Origin of the sequence: Rhodococcus baikonurensis (genome assembly GCF_040489275.1) — a bacterium.
GTDB classification, from domain to species: domain Bacteria; phylum Actinomycetota; class Actinomycetes; order Mycobacteriales; family Mycobacteriaceae; genus Rhodococcus_F; species Rhodococcus_F baikonurensis.
Window position 1 is genome coordinate 153,855 of the sequence record NZ_JBEUOQ010000008.1, and the last position, 21,779, is coordinate 175,633.

Annotated in this window: 21 protein-coding genes; 11 read left to right on the forward strand and 10 right to left on the reverse strand. The window is 62.5% G+C overall.

Annotated elements, in window-relative coordinates:
* The first annotated feature begins 148 nt into the window (after window positions 1–148).
* Window positions 149–880, forward strand: a complete 732-nt coding sequence (locus ABWI03_RS19835; protein ID WP_298773907.1) for a TetR/AcrR family transcriptional regulator — start codon at window positions 149–151, stop codon at window positions 878–880.
* A 12-nt stretch (window positions 881–892) separates the two neighbouring features.
* Here the strand turns inward: ABWI03_RS19835 and ABWI03_RS19840 are convergent, their stop codons facing one another.
* A complete protein-coding gene (locus tag ABWI03_RS19840; RefSeq protein ID WP_095970250.1) occupies window positions 893–1,447 on the reverse strand; it encodes a LysM peptidoglycan-binding domain-containing protein in 555 nt (184 codons plus the stop codon).
* Window positions 1,448–1,887: 440 nt separating this feature from the next.
* Here ABWI03_RS19840 and ABWI03_RS19845 point away from each other — a divergent pair, with 440 nt between their 5' ends.
* A complete protein-coding gene (locus ABWI03_RS19845) occupies window positions 1,888–2,535 on the forward strand; it encodes a hypothetical protein (protein WP_298773910.1) in 648 nt (215 codons plus the stop codon).
* A 51-nt stretch (window positions 2,536–2,586) separates the two neighbouring features.
* Here the strand turns inward: ABWI03_RS19845 and ABWI03_RS19850 are convergent, their stop codons facing one another.
* From ABWI03_RS19850 to ABWI03_RS19860, 3 genes are read right to left on the reverse strand one after another with little or no spacing between them, the layout of a single operon-like run.
* Window positions 2,587–4,269, reverse strand: coding sequence for an ABC-F family ATP-binding cassette domain-containing protein (locus ABWI03_RS19850; protein ID WP_235172174.1), 1,683 nt, complete (start codon window positions 4,267–4,269; stop codon window positions 2,587–2,589).
* A gap of 15 nt (window positions 4,270–4,284) precedes the next feature.
* Window positions 4,285–6,069, reverse strand: coding sequence for a 3-oxosteroid 1-dehydrogenase (kstD, locus tag ABWI03_RS19855; protein WP_298773914.1), 1,785 nt, complete (start codon window positions 6,067–6,069; stop codon window positions 4,285–4,287).
* The gene (locus ABWI03_RS19860) at window positions 6,069–6,689 is read right to left on the reverse strand and encodes a TetR/AcrR family transcriptional regulator (RefSeq protein ID WP_234036687.1); all 621 of its coding nucleotides are present in this window, start codon (window positions 6,687–6,689) and stop codon (window positions 6,069–6,071) included. The genes kstD and ABWI03_RS19860 overlap by 1 nt, the downstream gene beginning before the upstream one ends.
* A gap of 158 nt (window positions 6,690–6,847) precedes the next feature.
* On the opposite strand from ABWI03_RS19860, the gene ABWI03_RS19865 reads away from it, so the two are divergent.
* The 5 genes from ABWI03_RS19865 to ABWI03_RS19885 all read left to right on the forward strand — a co-directional run bounded on the left by ABWI03_RS19865 (window position 6,848) and on the right by ABWI03_RS19885 (window position 11,185).
* Window positions 6,848–7,351: a nuclear transport factor 2 family protein gene (locus tag ABWI03_RS19865; protein WP_298773916.1), complete on the forward strand. Its 504-nt coding sequence runs from the start codon at window positions 6,848–6,850 to the stop codon at window positions 7,349–7,351.
* Window positions 7,348–8,403: a serine/threonine protein phosphatase gene (locus ABWI03_RS19870; RefSeq protein ID WP_298773918.1), complete on the forward strand. Its 1,056-nt coding sequence runs from the start codon at window positions 7,348–7,350 to the stop codon at window positions 8,401–8,403. The genes ABWI03_RS19865 and ABWI03_RS19870 overlap by 4 nt, the downstream gene beginning before the upstream one ends.
* 81 nt (window positions 8,404–8,484) lie before the next feature.
* Window positions 8,485–9,459 (forward strand): ABC transporter ATP-binding protein, encoded by a 975-nt coding sequence (locus ABWI03_RS19875; RefSeq protein ID WP_166810242.1) that lies wholly within the window; start codon window positions 8,485–8,487, stop codon window positions 9,457–9,459.
* The gene (locus ABWI03_RS19880; RefSeq protein ID WP_298781637.1) at window positions 9,459–10,250 is read left to right on the forward strand and encodes an ABC transporter permease; all 792 of its coding nucleotides are present in this window, start codon (window positions 9,459–9,461) and stop codon (window positions 10,248–10,250) included. The genes ABWI03_RS19875 and ABWI03_RS19880 overlap by 1 nt, the downstream gene beginning before the upstream one ends.
* A 134-nt stretch (window positions 10,251–10,384) precedes the next feature.
* On the forward strand, window positions 10,385–11,185 hold the full coding sequence (locus tag ABWI03_RS19885; protein WP_124569680.1) for an alpha/beta fold hydrolase: 801 nt from the start codon (window positions 10,385–10,387) through the stop codon (window positions 11,183–11,185).
* A gap of 9 nt (window positions 11,186–11,194) precedes the next feature.
* Here ABWI03_RS19885 and otsB read toward each other — a convergent pair whose 3' ends face one another.
* Window positions 11,195–11,983: a trehalose-phosphatase gene (gene otsB, locus ABWI03_RS19890; RefSeq protein WP_260395807.1), complete on the reverse strand. Its 789-nt coding sequence runs from the start codon at window positions 11,981–11,983 to the stop codon at window positions 11,195–11,197.
* 176 nt (window positions 11,984–12,159) lie between these two features.
* Between otsB and ABWI03_RS19895 the strand changes: the two genes are divergently transcribed.
* Together ABWI03_RS19895 and ABWI03_RS19900 are read left to right on the forward strand one after the other, a co-directional pair.
* Window positions 12,160–12,489 carry a type VII secretion target gene (locus ABWI03_RS19895; protein WP_260395808.1) on the forward strand — a complete coding sequence of 110 codons (330 nt, stop codon included), beginning with the start codon at window positions 12,160–12,162 and terminating at the stop codon, window positions 12,487–12,489.
* A complete protein-coding gene (locus tag ABWI03_RS19900) occupies window positions 12,486–13,715 on the forward strand; it encodes a hypothetical protein (RefSeq protein ID WP_298781618.1) in 1,230 nt (409 codons plus the stop codon). The genes ABWI03_RS19895 and ABWI03_RS19900 overlap by 4 nt, the downstream gene beginning before the upstream one ends.
* 33 nt (window positions 13,716–13,748) lie before the next feature.
* On the opposite strand, the gene ABWI03_RS19905 is transcribed toward ABWI03_RS19900, so the two are convergent.
* The 4 genes from ABWI03_RS19905 to ABWI03_RS19920 all read right to left on the reverse strand — a co-directional run bounded on the left by ABWI03_RS19905 (window position 13,749) and on the right by ABWI03_RS19920 (window position 17,391).
* Complete coding sequence (locus ABWI03_RS19905) at window positions 13,749–14,738, reverse strand: malate dehydrogenase (RefSeq protein WP_298781615.1); 990 nt, start codon at window positions 14,736–14,738, stop codon at window positions 13,749–13,751.
* A 66-nt stretch (window positions 14,739–14,804) separates the two neighbouring features.
* Window positions 14,805–15,434 carry a hypothetical protein gene (locus tag ABWI03_RS19910; protein ID WP_298781612.1) on the reverse strand — a complete coding sequence of 210 codons (630 nt, stop codon included), beginning with the start codon at window positions 15,432–15,434 and terminating at the stop codon, window positions 14,805–14,807.
* Window positions 15,424–16,695 carry a histidine--tRNA ligase gene (gene hisS, locus ABWI03_RS19915; RefSeq protein WP_095973605.1) on the reverse strand — a complete coding sequence of 424 codons (1,272 nt, stop codon included), beginning with the start codon at window positions 16,693–16,695 and terminating at the stop codon, window positions 15,424–15,426. The genes ABWI03_RS19910 and hisS overlap by 11 nt, the downstream gene beginning before the upstream one ends.
* A gap of 15 nt (window positions 16,696–16,710) precedes the next feature.
* Window positions 16,711–17,391: an MBL fold metallo-hydrolase gene (locus tag ABWI03_RS19920; protein ID WP_235172164.1), complete on the reverse strand. Its 681-nt coding sequence runs from the start codon at window positions 17,389–17,391 to the stop codon at window positions 16,711–16,713.
* Between the two features lie 194 nt (window positions 17,392–17,585).
* Between ABWI03_RS19920 and ABWI03_RS19925 the strand changes: the two genes are divergently transcribed.
* Window positions 17,586–18,467, forward strand: a complete 882-nt coding sequence (locus ABWI03_RS19925; RefSeq protein WP_095973603.1) for a peptidylprolyl isomerase — start codon at window positions 17,586–17,588, stop codon at window positions 18,465–18,467.
* The gene (locus ABWI03_RS19930) at window positions 18,467–19,279 is read left to right on the forward strand and encodes a peptidylprolyl isomerase (protein WP_435054181.1); all 813 of its coding nucleotides are present in this window, start codon (window positions 18,467–18,469) and stop codon (window positions 19,277–19,279) included. The genes ABWI03_RS19925 and ABWI03_RS19930 overlap by 1 nt, the downstream gene beginning before the upstream one ends.
* 51 nt (window positions 19,280–19,330) lie before the next feature.
* Here the strand turns inward: ABWI03_RS19930 and ABWI03_RS19935 are convergent, their stop codons facing one another.
* Entirely contained in the window at window positions 19,331–21,742 is a 2,412-nt protein-coding gene (locus tag ABWI03_RS19935) for a RelA/SpoT family protein (RefSeq protein ID WP_124569688.1), read from the reverse strand.
* Window positions 21,743–21,779: the final 37 nt, after the last annotated feature.

The window sequence follows — 21,779 nt, forward strand, 5'->3', positions numbered from 1 at the left end:
ACAGTTTTCGCGAAATCAACTCGTCGCAGGTGACGCCCGCGTATACGATTCGCCCGATTCTGTAACAGGCTCGTTGAGTACGTTTCGAGCACGTGACCGAATGCTCACAGGGCCGTCCACCCCGCACGTAAGGCCTCCGCCTGCCACTATGGAAGGCGTGACCAACGCCGGCCCCGGACGACCCCGCCTGACAGCTCGCCGACGCCCGGGTGGGACCGCCCGGGCGGAGATCTTGGATGCTGCTGCAGAACTGTTCACCACGCGAGGCTTTGCCGCGACGTCGACTCGCCACATTGCCGAAGCTGTCGGGATGCGTCAGGCGTCGTTGTACAACCATTTCGCCACCAAGGACGACATCCTCGTTGCACTACTCGCCGACACAGTGACTCCGGCGCTCGACTTCGCCGAGAATCTCAGGCCTCTCGACGCCTCTCCCGAGGTGAAGCTGTATGCACTGTCGTACCTCGACGCGGCGCAACTGATCACCGGTCGGTGGAACCTGGGCGTCCTTTACCTCTTGCCGGAACTGAGAAGCGACAGATTCATGTCGTTCCGGGCTGATCGCGATCGGCTTCGCGAGCAGTACCGGGCACTCGCCCAGGCAGTTCTCGACGCGCTGGGTGATCCTGCGTCGACACAACTAGCCGAGTTGCCGTTTCGTCTGGTCGAAAGCGTGATCAGCGCAAGAGCCGACGCGCTCGAAGGAACACCGATCCCCGACGCCGCGGTGATCGCCGGGTCCGCACTGCGCATTCTGGGGTGGCGCCAGGATCTTGATCCCATCCACACGGAAGCAGCAGAGCTCATTGCGAACGCAGAAACGTCGACATTGTCCGGAGCTGCATCAGCTCCGGACAATGTCGACGCAATGAAGACCTGAACGGCCACGAGACTAGACCGAGAGGGACTGTCCCGGGAAGATCAGGTTGATGTTCGGAACCTGGCTGGCGAGGTTCTCGAGCGAGATGCCGTGTGCAGCAGCGATCTTCGACAGGGTGTCGCCTGCCTTGACCACGTAGTTGCCGCTTCCGGTGCTTGCTGCCGGAGCCGACTCGACGGAAGCCTCAGCGGTAATGGGAGCTGCTGCGGCCTCGTAGTTGCCTGCGGTGGTGCCGGTGGTCAGGTACTGACCGCACACGGGCCATGCGCCGACGCCCTGGCCTGCGAGAACGTTCTCGGCGACACGGATCTGCTCAGCCTGGCTGGCGTTGGCAGCGTTGCCCGATCCACCGAATGCGTTCCAGGTGCTCTGAGTGAACTGGAGACCGCCGTAGAAGCCGTTGCCGGTGTTGGCGGCCCAGTTACCGGAGGACTCGCAGTTCGCGACTCCGGACCAGTCGTGGCCGGCTGCCGAAGCGGTACCGGTGCTCATGGCGAGCGGGATCGCGACGACTGCGCCTGCGGTTGCAACTGCGCCGAGGGCGCGCTTGAAGGTAATGCTGGTCATTGGGTAGATCCTCTCCGCCACCGCGGACGAGGTCGGTCCGGACGCTTGCACGTCTCGTCGATCGACTCGTCTGTTTCACTCCTGCCCCGCGAAGGTTTCGGGAGTACCGGACCCGCGGGGCAGAAGCACGCAGTTGCGGGTCGGTGTTTGCCCGGTAGTTTCGGGCTGTCAACGACCGTAGGCGATGGTCACGGATTGGTCACGGGGCATTTTTCCGGTACTGATGTACCAGATTCTTTCGTAATTCAAGCAATAGCCACAGGTCAACCGATTGATTCGAGGTTCAACCATACCGATCGTTATCCGTCCGTTATGTGGCAACCGTCACTGCGATTTTGTGACCCACCGCACCGAAAAAGGCCGTGTCGGACCACGAAGGAGCCCCCTTCGGATGTTAAGAGATTCCTGGCAACGGGCAAAAACCAACCGCCCCAATCGTTATGGAGAATCAACTGGTGATCATCGCAGTGGAAGGACCCAGCGCCGCCGGCAAGACCACTTGGTGCCGAGCCCAGATGACGAATGAATCGGTCGTCGAGGAATTCGTGGCCGAATATCAGCCCACCGGGTTCGAACCGGACGGAACCAACCTCGAAGTGCAGGCAAGTTACTGGGCAACGGTCAATTCGAACCGATGGTCGCAAGCGAAAGAACTCGAAGTGAGATCCGGCATCGCGATCTGCGACAGCGACCCGTTGAAACTGCACTACAGCTGGTGCCTCGCCGCAGTGGGTGCGGCACCAGCGGAGCGATTCGAGCGCGAGCTTTCGGCAGTGGAAAGCGCTTTTGAACAGCTGAAACTGGGTTTCGCAGACCTGACCGTCATTTCGATGCCGTCACCGGAACAACTTCGGCTGCAACGCGAGCGAGACCACAGCCGCCGACGACGGCACTTCGAGCTTCATGCAGCGCTCGCTGGGCCACTCGCCCACTGGTACGCGGCGATCGACCGAGTAGATCCAGGTCGCGTTCTGTGGCACTTCCCGACACAGCTCGATCTTTCGCAGTGTCCACCGCCTCGATCGGATCGCAGCGATCTGAGTCTCCTTCACGCCGTGATCAACGAGTTGCCGCCTCTTCCCAAATAGCCGGCAGATGCGCACTCGGTCAGCGAGACACAGCGTCACCGAGACACAGCGTCAGCGTGCTCGTTCGACCCTGGCCTCGTCCCACACCGGCGACTCGCTCTCGTACACATGCCCATCCGATCCGAACACGAGGAACCTGTCGAACCCGCGCGCGAACCAACGATCGTGGGTGACCGAGATGACGGTCCCGGCAAATTGTGCGATGCCCTGCTCGAGCGCGTCCGCCGAATGGAGGTCGAGGTTGTCGGTCGGCTCGTCGAGCAACAACATCGTCGCGCCGGAGAGTTCGAGGAGCAGAATCTGCAGTCGCGCCTGCTGTCCGCCGGACAGGTCGTCGTACTTCTGTTCGGCTGCTCGGGACAGTCCGTAACGGTCGAGCGCGCGGCTCGCCGCTTCACGCCCCATTCCGTTTCGGTGTTCGTCGCCCATGTGCAGGATCTCGAGCAGCGTATTTCCGGTCAGATCAGGCCTGGAGTGGGTCTGCGCAAACAATCCGGGACGTACCCGGGCACCGAGCGTCGCGGTACCACCGTGCTCGACCGGCGCGATGTCGAGCGCCTCGACGGGTAGATGCTCCGTCCCCGGGTCGGTCCCACCGCCCGCCAACAGACGGAGGAAATGCGACTTTCCGGAACCGTTGGAGCCCAGCACGGCAACGCGGTCGCCGTACCAGATCTCGGTGTCGAAAGGCTTCATCAGCCCCGTCAGCTCGAGATCCTGACATACCAAGGCCCGCTTGGCGGTTCGCCCACCCTCCAGCCGTACTGTCACCTTCTGCTGGAGGGGGATCGCCTCGGGCGGTCCGGCCTCCTCGAATTTCGCCAACCGGGTTTGCGAAGCGTGATACCGCGCCGCGACGCCGTCGTTGAACTTGGCCTTCTCACGTAATCGCAGAACAAGGGCACGAAGTTTCGCGTGCTCCTCGTCCCAGCGCCGACGCAGTTCTTCGAATCGAGCGTTGCGATCCTCGCGGGCCTGGTGGTAGCTGGCCAACCCAGCGCCGTGGGTCCACGACGTCGCGCCGCTGATTCCGGGTTCGAGCGTCACGATGTGGGTAGCTGCATTGGCGATCAGTTCGCGGTCGTGGCTGACGAACAAGACGACTTTCGACGATTCCGAGATGGTCTTCTCGAGCCACCGCTTACCCGGAACATCGAGGTAGTTGTCCGGCTCGTCCAGCAGAAGTGCGTCGTCGGGCCCAGCGAACAGTGCTTCGAGGACCAACCGCTTCTGCTCGCCCCCGCTCAGCGAGTTGGCCGCTCGCCACTTCGCACGGTCGTACGGGACACCGAGAGCCGCGGTGGTGACCTTGTCCCAGAAGTCTTCCGTCTCGTAGCCTCCGACGTCAGCCCAATCGGCCAGTGCGTGTGAATATTTCATCTGAGTTGATTCTTCGTCGCGCTCGATCATCGCGTTTTCGGCTGTATCGAGCGCCAGCGCTGCGTCGCGGATCGGCGCCGGAGACACGGACAACAGCAGATCTCGCACGGTGGACTCGTCGCGAACCTGGCCGACGAATTGCCGCATCACGCCCAGTGTGCCGGATCGAGTGACTGCGCCCTCGTCGGCGACGGCGTCTCCGGCGATAATGCGAAGCAACGTCGTCTTACCAGTGCCGTTGGGGCCGATCAGTGCAGTTTTTGCACCGTTTCCGACCCGGAAGCTGACACCGCTGAGCAGTTGTCGACCATCAGGGAGGAAGTAGTCGACGTCGGCGATGTTGAGGTGGGTCACGCTCTCAAGAGAACCCTACCCACGGCGTTCTGCCAAACCATTATTGCGGTCCACGGCCTCTTGGCCTCTACCCTCGGCCTGTTGGCCTCTGCCCTCGGGCAAGCGCCCGGCCGCATCGAGCGCCGCCAGATAGCCGAAAACCATTGCGGGACCGATAGTTGCACCTGGACCGGCATAGGTATGACCCATCACCGGCGAGCTGGTGTTACCTGCTGCGTAGAGCCCGTCGATGACCGAACCGTCCGCGCGCAACGCCCGCGCGCAAGCGTCCGTATCGATGCCGCCCTTGGTCCCGAGGTCTCCCGGCACCATTTTCGCGGCATAGAACGGACCCTTCGTAAGTTCTCCGAGGCTGGGGTTGGGCTTGTTGGTGCAGTCGCCGTAGTAATGGTCGTATCTGCTTGTCCCACGGCCGAAGTCGCGATCGATGCCTTCGCGGGCATAACTGTTGAATCGTGTGATCGTCGCTGACAACGCGTCACCTGGCACGCCGATCTCGGCAGCGAGTTCGGCAATCGATCCAGCTCGTACGATCGCGCCCGATTCGATCCAGGACCGAGGAATCGGCCTGCGCGCCGGAACTCCCGCGAACAGGTAACGGTCACGGTACGTCTGATCGAAGATCAGCCAAGCCGGGATGTTCTCAGCGGGTCCTTCACCTCGGCCGTACTTTCCGCCGAACATCGCATGCGCCGCTTCGACATAGGGAAGCGACTCGTTCATGAAGCGATTGCCGCCGGCGTTGACCATCAGACTGCGCGGCAACGAGCGTTCAGCCAAGGCGAACCACGGGCCTTTGGGCAGCGGGATCGACGGGGCCCACCACGCGTCGTCCATGTACGAAATTGCCGCGCCGACCCGCAGTGCCGCCCGTATCCCGTCCCCGGTATTGGTCGGTGCCCCGAGGGTCCACTGTGCACTGCTCGGCCGACGCTGGTACTCGCCTCGCATGTCGTCGTTGTTGTCGAACCCACCGCACGCGAGGATGACGCCGCATCGAGTGTGCAGTGTTGTCTGCACTCCCCCGGACTCGAGTCGCACGCCCACGACACGGTCACTGTCGGTAATCAAATCCACAAGCTTCGTTCCGAGCTTCACCGGCACTCCAGCTCCCCGAACTCCGAGCATCAGTTCCGCCATGAGCGCTGGGCCGAGCCCGATCAACTTCTTCTTCCTGGCCTTCGCGGCCAGCGAGCGCATACCCACCCGCAGCATTCGCACCGGCCCGCGCCAATGCCGAATCCCCGTGCTCAGCCAACGGTAATCAGATTGTTGGACAACCATGTTGAGCGGAACCTTCATGTACGGCGGATGAAGTGTCGCAAGATCGTCGCCCAGTGCTCGTGCGTCGAACGGGCGCGGCTCGCACGAGCGGCCGCTTGCAAGTCCGCCGGGTGCCTCGGGAAAGTAGTCGGAGTAACCCTTCACCCATTCGAGCTCGAGTGCAGAGTGCCGAATCAGGAAATCGAGGGCTTCCGGGCCTCGATCGATATACGTGTCGATACGGTCGGTGTCTGCATCCTCTCCGACAATGCTCTTCAGATATGTTCGCGCAGAGTCAATATCATCCGCCGGCGCCTCGCGGCGAAGTATCGAGTTTCCTGGAATCCACACTCCACCCCCGGACCGGGACGACGAACCGCCCCAGTATTCGGACTTCTCCACGAGAATCGTCGAGAGTCCGTTTCGGGCGGCGGTGATTGCCGCGGACATACCGGCAGCCCCCGAACCGACAACAACCACATCCACCGCGGGCAGATCCGCTACCGGTGGCACGGTGTCCTGAGGGTTCTCGGTCATCACTGGTCACTACCTTTCGTGTCGTCTACGTCCTGCGTGCGCCACCGGGATCCCCGGACCGCGTCGAGCGCCCCCTCGACGCACACGGGAAGTGATGCGCCGCGCTTTTGGGGGTTGCGTATCCATTGGCGATAACCGAACTCCGCCGCCGCCAACATCAGATGAACGAGAAGTCCGGGGCGGCTGTCATTTTCCGGATCGAGGTGCATCCGGTGCGCCACCAACTCGACCAACCGATCACGATGCTCGGGCGCGATGAGCGCGACTCGATCCATCAAATGCGGCGCGGTACGAAACGCTGCCCGCCACTGATCGATCTCCGAGGACTCGAATGCATTGGAGCGTTCGAGGATCGCCCGCGAGATCGCAAGATCAGCCGACTCGGATGCCGGGCGATCCTCGAGCAACGTCACGATTCCGGCGCCGCCCTGCCTGACCGGATCCAACAGCAGATCCTCCTTGTTGCGAACGTGCCGGAAGTACGTACTTGCCGACACTCCCGCCGCCGCCGCAATCTGCTCGGTGGTCACGTCCTCGAATCCGTCACGCGCGAACAGATCGAATGCCGCACGTTGAATGTCTGCTCGCACCTGCAACCGCTGTCTCTCTCGTAGTGACATCAGCAACGTCCTTTCACCGCGGCCGAAATCCGACCTTCCTCGATAGTGCGAGTCTCACCTATTATGACAGTCACTGTCAATATCCAATTCTCTGTCAGGTATCAGCAGATCTCGGCGTTTCGTTGACAGGGCATTCGGTGCCACGACAAGCTTCGAAGATGAAAAGTTGGTTCGCGGCAGGCCTCGCAACGGCGATCGTCTCGCGGTCGCTGCTCCACAAAGCCTTGATCTTCAAGTTCGGGCGCGACGTCCGGGCGCTCAACTCCGGGAACTACCGCCCATTGTTGGGGTCCTATCACCGCGACGCAGTTCTGAGATTCGCAGATGGCGATCATCGGTGGGCCGGGGAGCACGCCGGGCGGGACCGAATCGAGAACTTTCTCCAGGAATTTGTCGCTGCCGGACTTCAAGGCGAAGTCACCGAAGCGTATTTCGGCGGTCCACCATGGCGGATGACTCTGCTCGCCCGTTTCGACGACCGAGCCCTTGGCCCCGACGGCTCCGTCATCTACCGCAATCGAACAGTGCTTCTCGTTCGAACCAAGTGGGGCAAAATCATCAAGCAGGAGGACTACTACGAGGACACCGCCAGAATCGGTGACTTCGACAGGCGACTCCGCGAGATCGAAGCCGGACGATCCTGTGGCACAGTCGTGGAGTGACGCACGTCAGGATTGACCGCCACCGAAAACTGTCGACATTCCTGTCTTCCCAGAACGATGTCGAACTGGCCCGACTGACCGACACCGCTCGAGTCTCGAGCATCGGCGTGGGCGGCGCAGCAGGAGTGGTCAATGTCTGCGACCACAGGCTCAACTGTGTTCCGATATTCACCAAACGCATTCCACTGAGCGATCGGGAACTCGCCGACGTCGGCTGTACCTCCAATCATTTCGACTTGCCGATGTTCTGCCAGTACGGCATTGGCGGCCCAAGCTTCAACGCCTGGCGAGAGCTGGCCGCGAACATCATGGTCACCGAGGCCGTCCTGGCCGGCGAAACACAGTCGTTCCCAATGCTTTACCACTGGCGAGTGCTGCCCGGCCGATCGCCGGTTGCGCCTGAACACGCCGACATCGATTCCGTTCACACCGCCCGCGCCAGTAGTGAAGTGCGGGTCCGCCTCGAAGCGCTCGCCGCTGCACCGTGCAGCCTCGTACTGTTCTGCGAGTACATCGCACACCCGATCTCGGATTGGTTGCAAGACAACCCGGCCGCCAAAGCTGCCGACCTCGAGCGACAGTTTTCGGAGATCGCGGCGTTCTTGCGAGATCGACAGCTGCTGCACATGGACGGACATTTCGGCAACATGCGCACCGATTTGGAGCGGATCTATCTCACCGACTTCGGACTGGCCACATCCCCACACTTCGACCTGTCGACTGTCGAGCACGACTTCGCCCGGCGCCATGCCACTCATGACGCCGACTATGCCGCCATGCTTCTGGTCAACTGGTTGGTGACCGAGGTCTGCGGCGTACCGAGACCGAAACACGGCGGACCAGTCACCCGCAACCAGTACGTACGACGATGCGCCACAGGTCATATCCCAGGTGATGTGGCACCGGAGGTGGCCGCGATCTTGACCCGGCACGCGCCCGCCGCTGCGAGGATGAACGACTTCTACTGGCGATTGTTCGACGGCGACTTCGATGCGCCCTACCCTCATGCCGCGGCAGTTCCGACTTCCGGTCGAGGACAGGGTTTTCCCTGAACTACCGTCTCCGCATCTCAGGGTTCATGTCATCCTCCGGACGGATGTGCTGGTCAGTGCCGGTAGGGCACAGTTCTCCTCATGATTGAACTGAGGGGATTGACCAAGGTTTACGGACCGACGAAAGCGGTGGACGATTTGTCGTTCACGGTCAAGCCGGGCATCGTGACGGGCTTTCTGGGCCCGAACGGTGCGGGTAAGTCGACGACGATGCGGATGATTCTGGGTTTGGATCAGCCGACGTCGGGTGCGGCGTTGATCGACGGCAAGCCGTATCGGGAGCTGAAGACACCGCTGCGAACTGTCGGTGCGTTGTTGGATGCGAAGTGGGTGCATCCCAATCGCAGTGCGCGGGCGCATCTGCAGTGGATGGCTGCTTCGAACGGCATTCCGAAGTCCCGGGTGGACGAGGTGCTCGGGTTGGTCGGGTTGTCCGAGGTGGCGGGCAAGAAGGCCGGCGGGTTCTCGTTGGGTATGTCGCAGCGTCTCGGGTTGGCGGGTGCGTTGTTGGGGGATCCGAAGGTGTTGTTGTTCGACGAGCCGGTCAACGGTCTCGATCCGGAGGGCATCGTCTGGATTCGTAAGTTCATGCAGCGGTTGGCGGCCGAGGGCCGCACGGTGTTGGTGTCGAGTCACCTCCTGTCGGAGATGGCGTTGACGGCGGAGCAGTTGGTGGTGATCGGTCGGGGTCGGTTGATCTCGGATTCGACGGTGGCGGAGTTCGTGGATCGTTCGTCGGAGTCGACGGTGCGCGTGCGTAGCCCACAACTCGACGCTCTCCATGCCGCATTGACTGCCCACGGACTGACTGTCCGCGAGGAGCATTCAGGATCGGAGCCGGTGTTGGTGGTCGTGGATTCGACCACCGATGTGATCGGTGGTCTGGCTGGCTCGCAGGGAATCGTGTTGCACGAGTTGGCGTCCCAGCAGGGATCGCTCGAGGACGCGTTCATGAAGTTGACCGGAGACGATGTCCAGTACCACGCATCCGGTGTCGATCCGGGTGCCGGAGCCCACCACGCAAACACACAGCACGCTATGGGAGGTGCACTGTAATGGCTGTTCTCAGTGCTGAACGAATCAAGATCACCACGACCAAGTCCCCGCTGTGGTGCACGATCACCATCATCGTCCTGGGGTTGGGCGTCGCCTGGATGATCGGGCGTTCGTCGAGTTCGAGCATTCAGGCGTACAACGACGAAGCCGCATCAGGAACTCCTGATTTCGAGAAATTCCTCCCCACGTTCAACGACGCGGGGCTAGGAGTTTCCGGCTTCGGCGTCATGGTCCTGATGATCATGGCGGCGCTCGCGATCACCAGCGAGTACCGCTTCGGCATCATCCGCACGACCTTCCAAGCCATCCCGAGTCGGGCGTCGGTTCTGATCGCGAAAGCCGGCCTGATCGGAGCCTTCGGAGCGGTGCTGTCCTTTGTCCTCATGCTCGGCGCAGTCTTCATCACCAAAGCTGCTGCAGGCACTGAAGGTTCCACCAACCTGGCACTCGACAACGCCGATGCCTGGCGCGCCGTCTACGGCGTACCGATCTTCGCGTTCCTCTGCGTCGTCCTCGCTATCGCCGTCGGAGCACTCCTCCGTCAATCTGCCGGAGCTATTGCACTACTGCTGCTGTGGCCACTGCTCATCGAGAGCCTGTTCGGCATGTTCGGATCCTTCGGTAGAAACGTCACACCGTTCCTACCGTTCGCCAACGCCGACCACTTCCTCTCTTCGGGTTCGAGCGCCAATTTTCATTGGGGCCCTTGGGGAAGCCTGTTCTACTTCGCCGCATTTGTTCTGGTGGTTTTCGGAATCAGCATCGCCGTCGTCAACAAGCGCGACGCCTGACCGAACACCACGACTGGCCGTACCGGAGATGGTTCCGGTACGGCCAGTTTCTCGTTGCCACAACCGAAGTTCACATAACTTAGGATAGGCTCACTTCTATTCGATTCGGCAACGAACTGAGGCAACGGACAGCGATGCAGACTCTGACAACCCAGACGATTTCCACTCCGGGCACCGAGATGCGTGTGTGGCGCACGTCGGCGCTCGACCGGAAATGCGTGGTCTTCCTGCATGGCGCCGGAGTTGATCATCGAATGTTCGACGACCAGGTCGCGGAACTCGCGGGGGCCTATTCCCTGGTGCTACCCGATTTACGCGGTCAAGGGCTGTCCATCCTGAAGGAAGGACACCGCGCCACTCTCGACACTGTGATCGACGACGTGAAGGTCATGTTCGACTCGCTCGGAATCGATCGGGCAAGCATCGTCGGACACTCGTTCGGCGGAAACATTGCGCAGGAGTTCACCCACCGCCATCCGGATCGAGTCGACAAACTCGTCATGATCGGCAGCCCTGGACAGCACCGGGAAATGAGTGGCGCCGCTGCCTCGGCGATCAAGATCGGCACACATCTGTATCGACGAATTCCGTGGGGCCCCTTTGCCTTTTACAGTGGTCGGTGGTCGAGTCGAAATCCCGCAACTCGCAGATACGTTGCCGACTGCATGCTGGCCGCCGGACGGCAGACATGGCTGGATTTGGGAACAAGCGGGTTAACGTCACTCTGCCCGGTGGATACGGCACCCCGAAAGGAGACCCTCCTGATGCGGGGAGAGGTAGACATGGCGCGCCAACTCGATCGCATCTACGACGCGCTGAGTGAACAACTCCCCGACCTGACTCGCCGGGTGGTGATCAGCGGTGTCGGACATCAATGCACACAGGACAACCCGGAAGAGGTCAACCGCGCGCTGGCCGAGTTCCTGGCAGACTGACCTTACGTGTCAGCGTTCCAGTTGCGCGGCAAGCTCTTTCATCCACTCCAGGAACGCCTGCGGGCCGTCGAACTGGACGCCGTCGACAGCAGCCACCTCCGGTGCAATGTCATCGCCCTTGACCACCAACGCTTCTCCACCCGAGGCAAGGACAGCAGCAAAGGCGGGTAGGTCACCCCGGTCGTCGCCCGCATACGCGACGACGTCGACCCCCGCGGCCGCGATCGCGCGAAGGAGGCCTGTCCCCTTGTCCTCCTCAACGGGTGGGCGCAATTCCTCGACCAACTTGCCGGGCTCACGACGCAACCCGGTCCGGCTCGCGATTTCTGTTGTCGCCGCTTCCACCAGGCGCTGCGCGGCCGCTCGATCCGCGACCCGACGCCAATGCACTGCTACCGCAAGGCCTTTGCTCTCGACGTGGATGCCAGGAACTGCCTGAGAGTCGAACAAGCGGCGCAGTTCGGCTTCTGCTTCGGCGACAGCATCACTGAACGCAGCGACGGCCGGAAGCACTTGGATTCCGTCGTCCGTCCAGGTCTCGACACCGTAGGAACCCATGAGCACAACGGAATTCAAGCTGAGCCGCTCTCGCAAGAACGACACCGGCCGTCCCGAGAGCAAGCCGACCACACCGAGGTGCTCCGCCAGGGTCGCGAGCACGTCTTCGGCGCCGGGCAGGAGTGCACTCGCCGACGGATCGTCGACGATGGGTGCAAGCACGCCGTCGAAATCCATCACCAGTCCCGCACGAGCTGGATCGGACGTGAGTCGGAGGATGACGTCCGAAGCGGTTCGCATGGTTCGAGTGTGCCAAATCGATCGCACTCGCAATACCAACACCGGAGCCGAATGTAATCTCTGCCACTTCGTCCAGGTTGTCCGGAACCGCTGAGTAGGTCGCGTCCTCTCCCTGCAAGGGCCCACAGTGGTCCGCTAAAGTTCTCACGACGCTTACCAAACTGGGGGGGGTAATGATGAGCGAATTGACTGTCGTCACTGACGACATCCGAAAGTACGGCTCGACGTCGACCGAAGCGGCAGGACGCATCGCGCAGGCCGCCGCCGTCGATCTGGATGCAAACATCGCAGCAGTCGCACCGGCCGTGGGCCCCGTCGGGATCGAATTTCTCGAAGCATTCGCGCGCGCTCAGGTCACACACACCAAAGATGTTGCAGCACTCGCCACGTTCTACGCCGGCAACGCCGCAACGGCCGGTGCAGCCGCGCAGGCCTACGACACCACAGATCAAGCGATCGCAACAGATCTGACCGCTGCGGCTGGATCGACGGGCGCGACCGCGTGAGCACCGAAGACGACTCGACGACCGTCATCGAATTCCTTCACGGTGGTGCTCCGGCCCCGGTACTGCCGAACAACGCGGTCGAATCGATGCTCGCCGGCATACCGGTACCGGCGCTACCCGGAATCGAAGATCTGTTCGCGCCCTTGATCGAACTCGGGAAGAGTCTCGGCACAGGCACTTTTGCGGGCATCGATCCCGTCGGCATCTTCAATCAGGCGTCCACTCTCATCGACCACGCCATGGGACTGTCCCAAAGCGCGGTCGCCGAGGTGGGCCAGACCTGGAACAGCACCGGCAGTGAAGCCGCGACCGAACTGTCGCGATCCGCCCAGAACAGCGGCGCCGAATTGAGCGAACGCGGAACCGCGATATCGAAAACTGCTGCCGCCGCCGCGGAATCGGTGCAGCGAGGCAACGCGAATCTCGCGGCAATCGCGCAGTCCTTCGCCACCACGGTTGTAGCTGCTGCGCCGATCGCGTGGACACCACCAGGACAGGCGATGTTGCTTGCCTCGGCAGCTGAACACATGCAGGCAGCCGTCGCGTCGGTGACTCGGACTCGTGGGGAGATGCTCGGGCACACCGCAGCCATGAACGCCCTTGCCGGGTCGATCCCAGTTCCGACTCCACCGACCAGTGAGGCACTATCCAACCTGGTCACTCCGGAGGCAATCAACAACGCCGCCCGTCAGATCGCCCAACCTCTGTCTGCCTCAACCGATGCCGGTGACGCGTACTCCACCCACCAGGACTCCACTCAGCCAGTCACCGACGCAGTCCGGACCTCGGCGGCGCAGGCAGGCGCCGGACTTGCGACCGGCGTCGACAAGCTGTGGGGCGCGGGCAATTCGTCGACGTCACTCACAGCTGGCGGGTCGCCGTCACCCAGTGCGACGACTAGCTCCGGTGGAGCATGGGTGGGTGGAAGCGGCACTATCGGTGGAATTGCAAGAGGCGCAGCGGGAGTTACTGCGGCTCAACCGGTCCCGATAGCAACGCCCGGCCTGGGTGCACCATCGTCGGCGGCCGCCAATGCTGGCATGTCGCCGGGCGGCATGTTGGGCGGTGGACCCCGCGGATCTCGTGACGACGAGTCGTCACGCACTACCCCGGGGTATCTCGTGACTGCCGGCGACGAGAATTCGATGGTCGACGACCTACCGATGGTGTCACCGCCCGTGCTCGGTGCCGAGAATCCCGATCAGTATCTGTTCCGAGATCTTTGATCGGGACTTCCCGGCCGGGGCGGCATTACAACCTCAGACGAAGCCCAACTCCCGTACCGCCGCGCGCTCCTGCTCCAATTCGCTGACGGACAGGTCAATCCGTTCGCGTGAGAAGTCGTCGATCGCGAGGTCGGGAACGATAGTGAATTCGCCATCGGCGCAGGTCACCGGGAAAGACGAGATCAATCCTTCGGGCACTCCGTAGGAACCGTCCGAACACACGGCCATGGACACCCAGTCGTCCTCGGCCGTTCCGATCACCCAGTCGCGGACGTGGTCGATAGACGCGCTGGCCGCACTTGCCGCCGAGGACGATCCACGCGCAGCGATGATGGCGGTGCCTCGTACCTGCACAGTCGGGATGAAATCGTTCTCCACCCAGCCACGGTCGTTGATCACCGCGAGCGCAGGCTCACCCGCGACGGTCGCGTGGGACAGGTCCGGGTACTGCGTCGCCGAATGGTTTCCCCAGACGGACACCTTGTGCACCGACGACGCACGAACGCCGGTCTTCTTCACCACCTGCGCAATCGCTCGGTTGTGGTCGAGACGCGTCAACGCACTGAACCGAGTATCGGGTACATCCGGCGCGTTGTTCATCGCGATGAGAGCGTTGGTGTTGGCCGGGTTTCCGACGACCAGCACCTTGACGTCCGAGGCGGCGTTGTTGTTGATCGCCTTCCCGTGCGCTGTGAAAATCGCGCCGTTCGCGCTCAGCAAGTCGGCGCGCTCCATGCCCTTGCTCCGCGGACGCGCACCGACCAGCATGCCGACGTTCGCACCGGAGAAGGCGACATCGGGATCGTCGGTGATGTCGATGGAGCTCAGCAACGGAAATGCGCCGTCTTCGAGTTCCATCGCAACGCCTTCGGCAGCGGACACGGCGGCGGGAATCTCGAGCAGTCGAAGTTTGATCGGTACGTCAGCGCCGAGCATCTCCCCCGCAGCTATGCGGAAAAGCATTCCGTATGCGATCTGACCCGACGCTCCGGTCACCGTGACGGTTACGGGCGCAATACTCATTGCCGACTCCTCACCTGCCGTTTTCACGACTGTCCGTTCTACAACGCTGTAAGAACGGTTTCCACGCTAGTCGAGTAATCCGGCCACTTCGTGGTCTGTCAGTGTGGTTCTCGGCACTCGTCCCGCCGCCGTCACGAGTTCGACGGCGCGGTACAGCGGACGCTCCTCCAGCCCGGCGCCGCGGGCTTCGGCACGCAACTGTTCGATCAGGACCGAAGACAACGCGGCCGCCGGTACCAACTCGCTGGCTGCCAGGGCGTCGGCGAGTTTGCGGAGCGCAAAGATCTCCAACTCCCGCCCGCCACCCGCGGTATACAACGCGAGCGGGATTCGCACGGTGGACCGCCCGTCGCCGAGCGTCAGGCTGACCTCGCTGATCCGGCCGGATCGCACCGTCAGCGCCGCCGTGAGTACCTCGGCGACGTCGACGTCGTTGGTTCGGAAGCCGGCTTGCGCCCGAATCCTGTTGCCGTACAGGGTGATGTGTCGGCGCAACGTCATCAGAATGGCCAGCGCCGTCGGCACCGCGATGACGGCACCGACGATCGCTCCCACGGTCGCCGTCGAGAAAACACTGACGATCAACCCGACGACAACACCGAACACCACCACGACGACAGCGAACTTCTTCAGCCGCGGCGCGATCAACGCCACGGGAACCAGATCGAGCGAAACCGGTTCGGCCTCAGTGCTCAACGAGATCCCCGAGCTTGTCGACGACCTGGTCGAGTGCCACCGACTCCTGCTCACCTGTCGCCAACTGTTTGACGACGATCACGCCTTCTTCGAGTTCACGCTCGCCGAGGACCAACGCGATTGCGGCACCCGAGCGGTCGGCCGCTTTCATCGAGCCCTTCACGCCACGATTTCCGTAGGCGATGTCAACTCGAATTCCGTTGGCACGCAACTGGTGTGCAATCTTCACCAGCGCTGCCTTCGCTTCGGCACCCATCGGCACACAGAACACATCGACACGTGCCGGTGGTGCTACCGACTTACCCTCGGCCTCGAGCGCGAGAACAGTGCGGTCGACGCCGATTCCGAATCCGATCCCCGAGAGCGGCTGTCCGCCCAGTTGTTCCATCAGACCGTCGTAGCGACCACCGCCACCGATTCCGGACTGCGCGCCCAGTCCGTCGTGCACGAACTCGAAGGTCGTCTTGGTGTAATAGTCGAGGCCGCGAACCATGCGCGGGTTGACGACATAGGGAACACCCAAGGCGTCCAGGTGCGCGAGTACCTCGTCGAAGTGCGCCTTGCAGCTCTCCGACAGGTGATCGAGCATGAGCGGTGCGCCCGCAGTCATCTCACGCACATCCGGGCGCTTGTCGTCAAGCACACGGAGCGGGTTGATCTCGGCGCGTCGACGCGTGTCCTCGTCGAGCGGGAGTGCAAAGAGAAACTCCTGCAGCAGTTCGCGGTACTGCGGTCGGCAGGTGTCGTCGCCGAGCGAGGTGATTTCGAGGCGGAAGCCGTCGAGCCCCAATGACCGGAATCCGGCGTCGGCGATCGCGATGACCTCTGCGTCGAGTGCGGGGTCGTCGATCCCGATGGCCTCGACGCCGACCTGCTGCAACTGGCGGTAACGACCGGCCTGCGGACGCTCGTAGCGGAAGAACGGGCCCGCGTAGCTGACCTTGACCGGCAGCTGTCCACGATCGAGGCTGTGCTCGATGACCGCACGCATAACACCGGCGGTTCCCTCGGGACGCAACGTCACCGAACGGTCGCCACGGTCGGCGAACGTGTACATCTCTTTGCTCACGACGTCGGTCGACTCACCGACGCCGCGCGCGAACAATCCGGTGTCCTCGAAGATCGGCAATTCGATGTGGCCGTATCCGGCCAATCTGGCGGCGCGCGTCAAACCGTCACGAACGGCGACGAATTCGGCTGACTGCGGCGGAACGTAGTCCGGAATACCCTTGGGTGCAGAGAAGGTGCTGGCTTTACTCACGAGAGGTACTTTTCCTTATTCTTGTGCGCTGAGTCCAACGAGAAACGGGTTCGAGCTTCGCTCGGCTCCGATCGAACTGTTACCACCGTGCCCGGGCAGGACCACTGTCTCGTCGCCGAGTACCAGTAGCTTGCGGGCGATCGAGGCGAGCAACTGCTCGTGATTTCCGCCGGGCAGGTCGCTGCGTCCGATCGAACCCTGGAACAGCGTGTCACCGGTGAACGCCAAGTCCACGGGTCCGTTCTCCGTGTTCGCCTGGGTTCGGAACACCACGGATCCCTGCGTGTGCCCGGGTGTGTGGTCCACGAAAAAAGACATTCCGGCCTCGGTGATCTTGTCTCCATCGGCCAGTTCGATCACCTCGTCCGGCTCCACGAACGTCATGCCCTGGATGAATTCCTTCATTGTCGGGCCGATTCCCCGTGCCGGATCACTGAGCATGTAGCGATCCTCGGGATGGATGTACGCGGGTACGGAGTACCGCTCACAGACCTCGCGGGCCGACCACACGTGATCGAGATGGCCGTGTGTCAACAGGACCGCGTTGACCGTCATGTCTTTGGAGTCGAGATATTCGAAGAGCGGCTCGGCCGCGTCCTGCCCTGGATCGACGACCACACATTCGCACGCGTCGTCCTGGGCGAGTATGTAGCAGTTGGTTTGGAACATCCCGGCCGGAAAACCAGTGACGAGCACGGGGGCAACTCCTCTTCGAAGGGTGGAAACGAACAACACGGTGTCGGTTACAGCCTAAGCTGCTGCCCCGCCAGTAAGTTCTCAGGTTGCAATGGGAGACTCTGACGACGAGTAGAGCCGCTTGCCGAAGCCGACCCCAGGGTGTCGCTCGGCCGGCCGACCACGATCCACCCGCGATACGGAGGACTACAGCAGTGCCGAGTAACGAGCAACGCCGCGAGGCGGCGAAACGCAAGCTCGAGCGTCAGCTCGAACGCCGCGCAGAACGTGCCCGCAAGCGCAAGCAGATGACGATCGCCGGAACCGCGCTCGGCGTGGTTGTCGTGGTCGGTGTCGTCGGTGGACTCATCTGGCTGAGCAACCGCAGTGACGACGACGCGAACACCACCAACACTGCTGCCGACGACTCGAGCCTCACGCCACAGACTGCGGGTGCCATGCCTGCCGGGCTGTCGACGCCGCTCGCCGACACGGTGTCCTGCTCGTACCCGGCTGACGGCGCTACCGCGTCCAAGGCCAACAATCCGCCTCGTACCGACGGCATCCCCACCACCGCGCCCGACGCGACGCCGAGCATCAGCGTCGAGACCTCGCAGGGAAACATCGGGCTCACGCTCGACGGAACGAAGTCTCCGTGCACGGTCAACAGCTTCGTGAGCTTGGCGCAGCAGGACTACTTCAACGACACCACCTGCCACCGTATGACGACGAGCCCCTCGCTCCAGGTTCTGCAGTGCGGTGACCCGTCGGGCACCGGCACCGGCGGGCCGGGTTACGGATTCGACAACGAGTTCCCCACCACGGCCTACGCCACCACCGACCCGGCAGCGCAAGAGCCCGTCACCTACGCGCGCGGCACGGTTGCGATGGCCAACACCGGGGCACCCGGTAGCAACGGCAGCCAGTTCTTCCTCGTCTACGGCGACTCACAACTCCCGCCGCAGTACACGGTTTTCGGCACGATCGACGAAACCGGGCTCTCCACTTTGGACAAGGTCGCGGCCGGCGGATCGACGCCAGAAGGCGACGGCAAGCCGAATCTGACCACCGACATCAAGACAGTAAGGCTCGACTGATGCGACGCAATCCCGTGATGCGCTTTCCTGTAGTCATTGCCGCTGCGAGCGCCGCGGCGCTGCTTCTGGCTGGTTGTTCCAGTGATTCCGGTAGCTCGGACTCGCCGTCCAGTACCTCCAAGGCGAAGACGACAACGGCTGCCATGCCGCCGCTCGACATGTCACAGTTCGACGCACTCCCACCTGTCCCGACTCCGGCGTCGGCGACCGTCGACTGCTCGTACCCGAGCGCAGCGGGCGCTGCAAAGACCGTCAATCCGCCAAACTCCACGGGCGTGTCCACCGAGGGAACCGTCAACGTCGCGCTCACGACTACGGCCGGCCCGATCGGGATGGAACTGAATCGCGCAGCAGCCCCCTGCACTGTCAACAGCATCGAGAGCCTGACCGAGCAGAAATTCTTCGACGACACCCCGTGCCATCGACTTTCGACGATGCCGGGTCTGCAGATTCTCCAATGCGGCGACCCGTCGGGTAAGGGCACCGGTGGACCGGGGTACCAGTTTGCAAATGAGTACCCCACGACCACATACGCTGGGAACGACCCGGCGCTGTCGCTGCCGGTCGTCTACCCCCGTGGCACTCTGGCGATGGCTCATTCGTCCGTACCTGACAGCAACGGCAGCCAGTTCTTCCTCGTCTACGAGGATTCGATGCTGCCGCCTGACTACACGGTTTTCGGAAAGATCGACGACGCCGGCCTGGCGACAATCGAGAAGATCGCAGCCGACGGCGACGACGGTGGCATGGGCGCAACCGGCGGCGGTGCACCCAACACCCCGATCACCATTGAGACTGCAGTAGTCGCCTGACCCACTGTGCGCCTTTATTAACCGCCCGCGGTTAATAAAGGCGCACAGCAGTTACGAAGCAGAGGTCACGCGGTAGACGTCGTAAACGCCTTCCACATTGCGAACCACATTCAGCACATGACCCAGATGCTTCGGGTCGCCCATCTCGAAGGTGAACTTGCTGATCGCCACTCGGTCGCCGGACGTGGTGACCGAGGCGGACAGGATGTTCACCTTCTCGTCGGCCAACGCCTTGGTGACGTCGGAAAGCAACCGATGACGATCGAGCGCCTCGATCTGGATCGCGACCAGGAACACCGACGTCGCTGACGGTGCCCATTCGACGTCGATGATTCGCTCCGACTGATCGTGGAGCGAGTTGGCGTTGGTGCAGTCGGTACGGTGCACGCTGACCGCTCCGCCGCGCGTGACGAAGCCCAGAATCGAATCGCCCGGAACCGGCGTGCAACATTTTGCAAGTTTTGCCACCGTGCCCGGCGCTCCGGGAACAAGAATTCCGGAGTCGCCCGTACTGCGGGTGCGTACCGGCATGGTCGACGGCGTCGAACGCTCGGCCAATTCCTCCTCGACGGCGCCGACGCCGCCCAGATGAGCAACGAGACGCTGCACGACGTGGTGCGCCGACACCTGGCTCTCGCCTACCGCCGTGTACAACGCCGAGACGTCGGGATAGCGAAGTTCGTGCGCGATCGTGCTCATCGATTCGGCATTCATCAACCGCTGCAACGGAAGTCCCACACGGCGGACTTCCTTCGCGATCTGATCCTTGCCGGACTCGAGCGCCTCTTCGCGGCGTTCCTTCGCGAACCACTGACGGATCTTCGCCTTGGCGCGCGGCGAGACGACGAATGTCTGCCAATCTCGGCTCGGCCCGGCGGTGGCAGCCTTCGACGTGAAGACCTCCACGACTTCGCCGTTCTCGAGAGTTCGTTCCAGCGCGACCAGTCGGCCGTTGACCCTGGCACCAATGCATCGGTGGCCGACCTCGGTATGCACCGCATACGCGAAATCAACGGGAGTCGATCCGGCAGGCAACGTGATGACGTCACCCTTCGGCGTGAAGACGAAGATCTCCTTGACGGCGAGGTCGTAACGCAACGATTCGAGGAACTCCCCCGGATCGGCCGCTTCACGTTGCCAGTCGAGTAGCTGACGCATCCACGCCATGTCGTCGACCTCGGCGATGTCGCCGGCGTGCTTGCCCTTGGTCTCCTTGTACCGCCAGTGCGCGGCGATACCGAACTCCGCGGTCCGGTGCATGTCCTGGGTCCGGATCTGGACCTCCAGGGGCTTGCCTTCCGGTCCCACGACGGTGGTGTGCAGCGACTGGTAGACGCCGTAGCGCGGCTGCGCGATGTAGTCCTTGAAGCGTCCGGCCATCGGCTGCCACAGCGAGTGGACAACGCCGACCGCGGCGTAACAGTCACGCACTTCCTCACACAGAATGCGCACGCCGACCAGATCGTGGATGTCGTCGAAATCGCGGCCCTTGACGATCATCTTCTGATAGATCGACCAGTAATGCTTGGGCCGGCCCTCGACGATGGCATTGATCCGCGAGGCGGACAGAGTCGAGTTGATCTCGGCGCGAACCTTGGCCAGATAGGTGTCTCGAGAAGGCGCGCGGTCAGCGACCAGTCGAACAATCTCGTCGTACTTCTTCGGGTGCAGGATTGCGAACGAGAGGTCCTCGAGTTCCCACTTGACGGTCGCCATTCCGAGCCGATGCGCAAGTGGCGCAATGACTTCGAGAGTCTCTCTGGCCTTACGTGCCTGCTTTTCGGGCGGAAGGAATCGCATCGTGCGCATGTTGTGCAGACGATCCGCAACCTTGATCACGAGCACGCGCGGGTCCCGCGCCATCGCGATGATCATCTTGCGGATGGTTTCGCCCTCGGCTGCGGTGCCCAGAACGACCTTGTCGAGTTTGGTGACTCCGTCGACGAGGTGAGCGACCTCGTCACCGAAGTCCTTGGTCAACTCTTCGAGCGAATAACCGGTGTCCTCGACGGTGTCGTGCAGAAGGGCTGCGACGAGGGTGGTGGTGTCCATACCCAACTCGGCCAAAATGCTCGCGACGGCCAACGGATGCGTGATGTACGGATCGCCGGACTTGCGCCGCTGGCTCGAATGTCTGTCCTCGGCGACGTCGTACGCACGCTGGAGCAGCGCGAGGTCGGCCTTCGGATACAGCTCACGGTGGAGGCTGACCAACGGCTCGAGTACCGGGCGGATGGTGGCATTGCGCTGACCGGTGATGCGCCGCGCAAGCCGGGCACGCACCCTACGGGAGGCCGAAGCGGGCACGGCCAGATTCTGCCCACCCCGATTGCCGGGAGTTTGCGCTGATCCCGAAACGTCAGGAACCGCGGACTTCGATGGTGTCGTCTCCGGAGCGGGAACTGCACCCGTCTCCTGCGACACTGCACCCGAGTTCTGTGATCGATCAAGATTCGACGTCATGTCGCCACCTCCTACCACCGAGTTGGATGAGGCAACC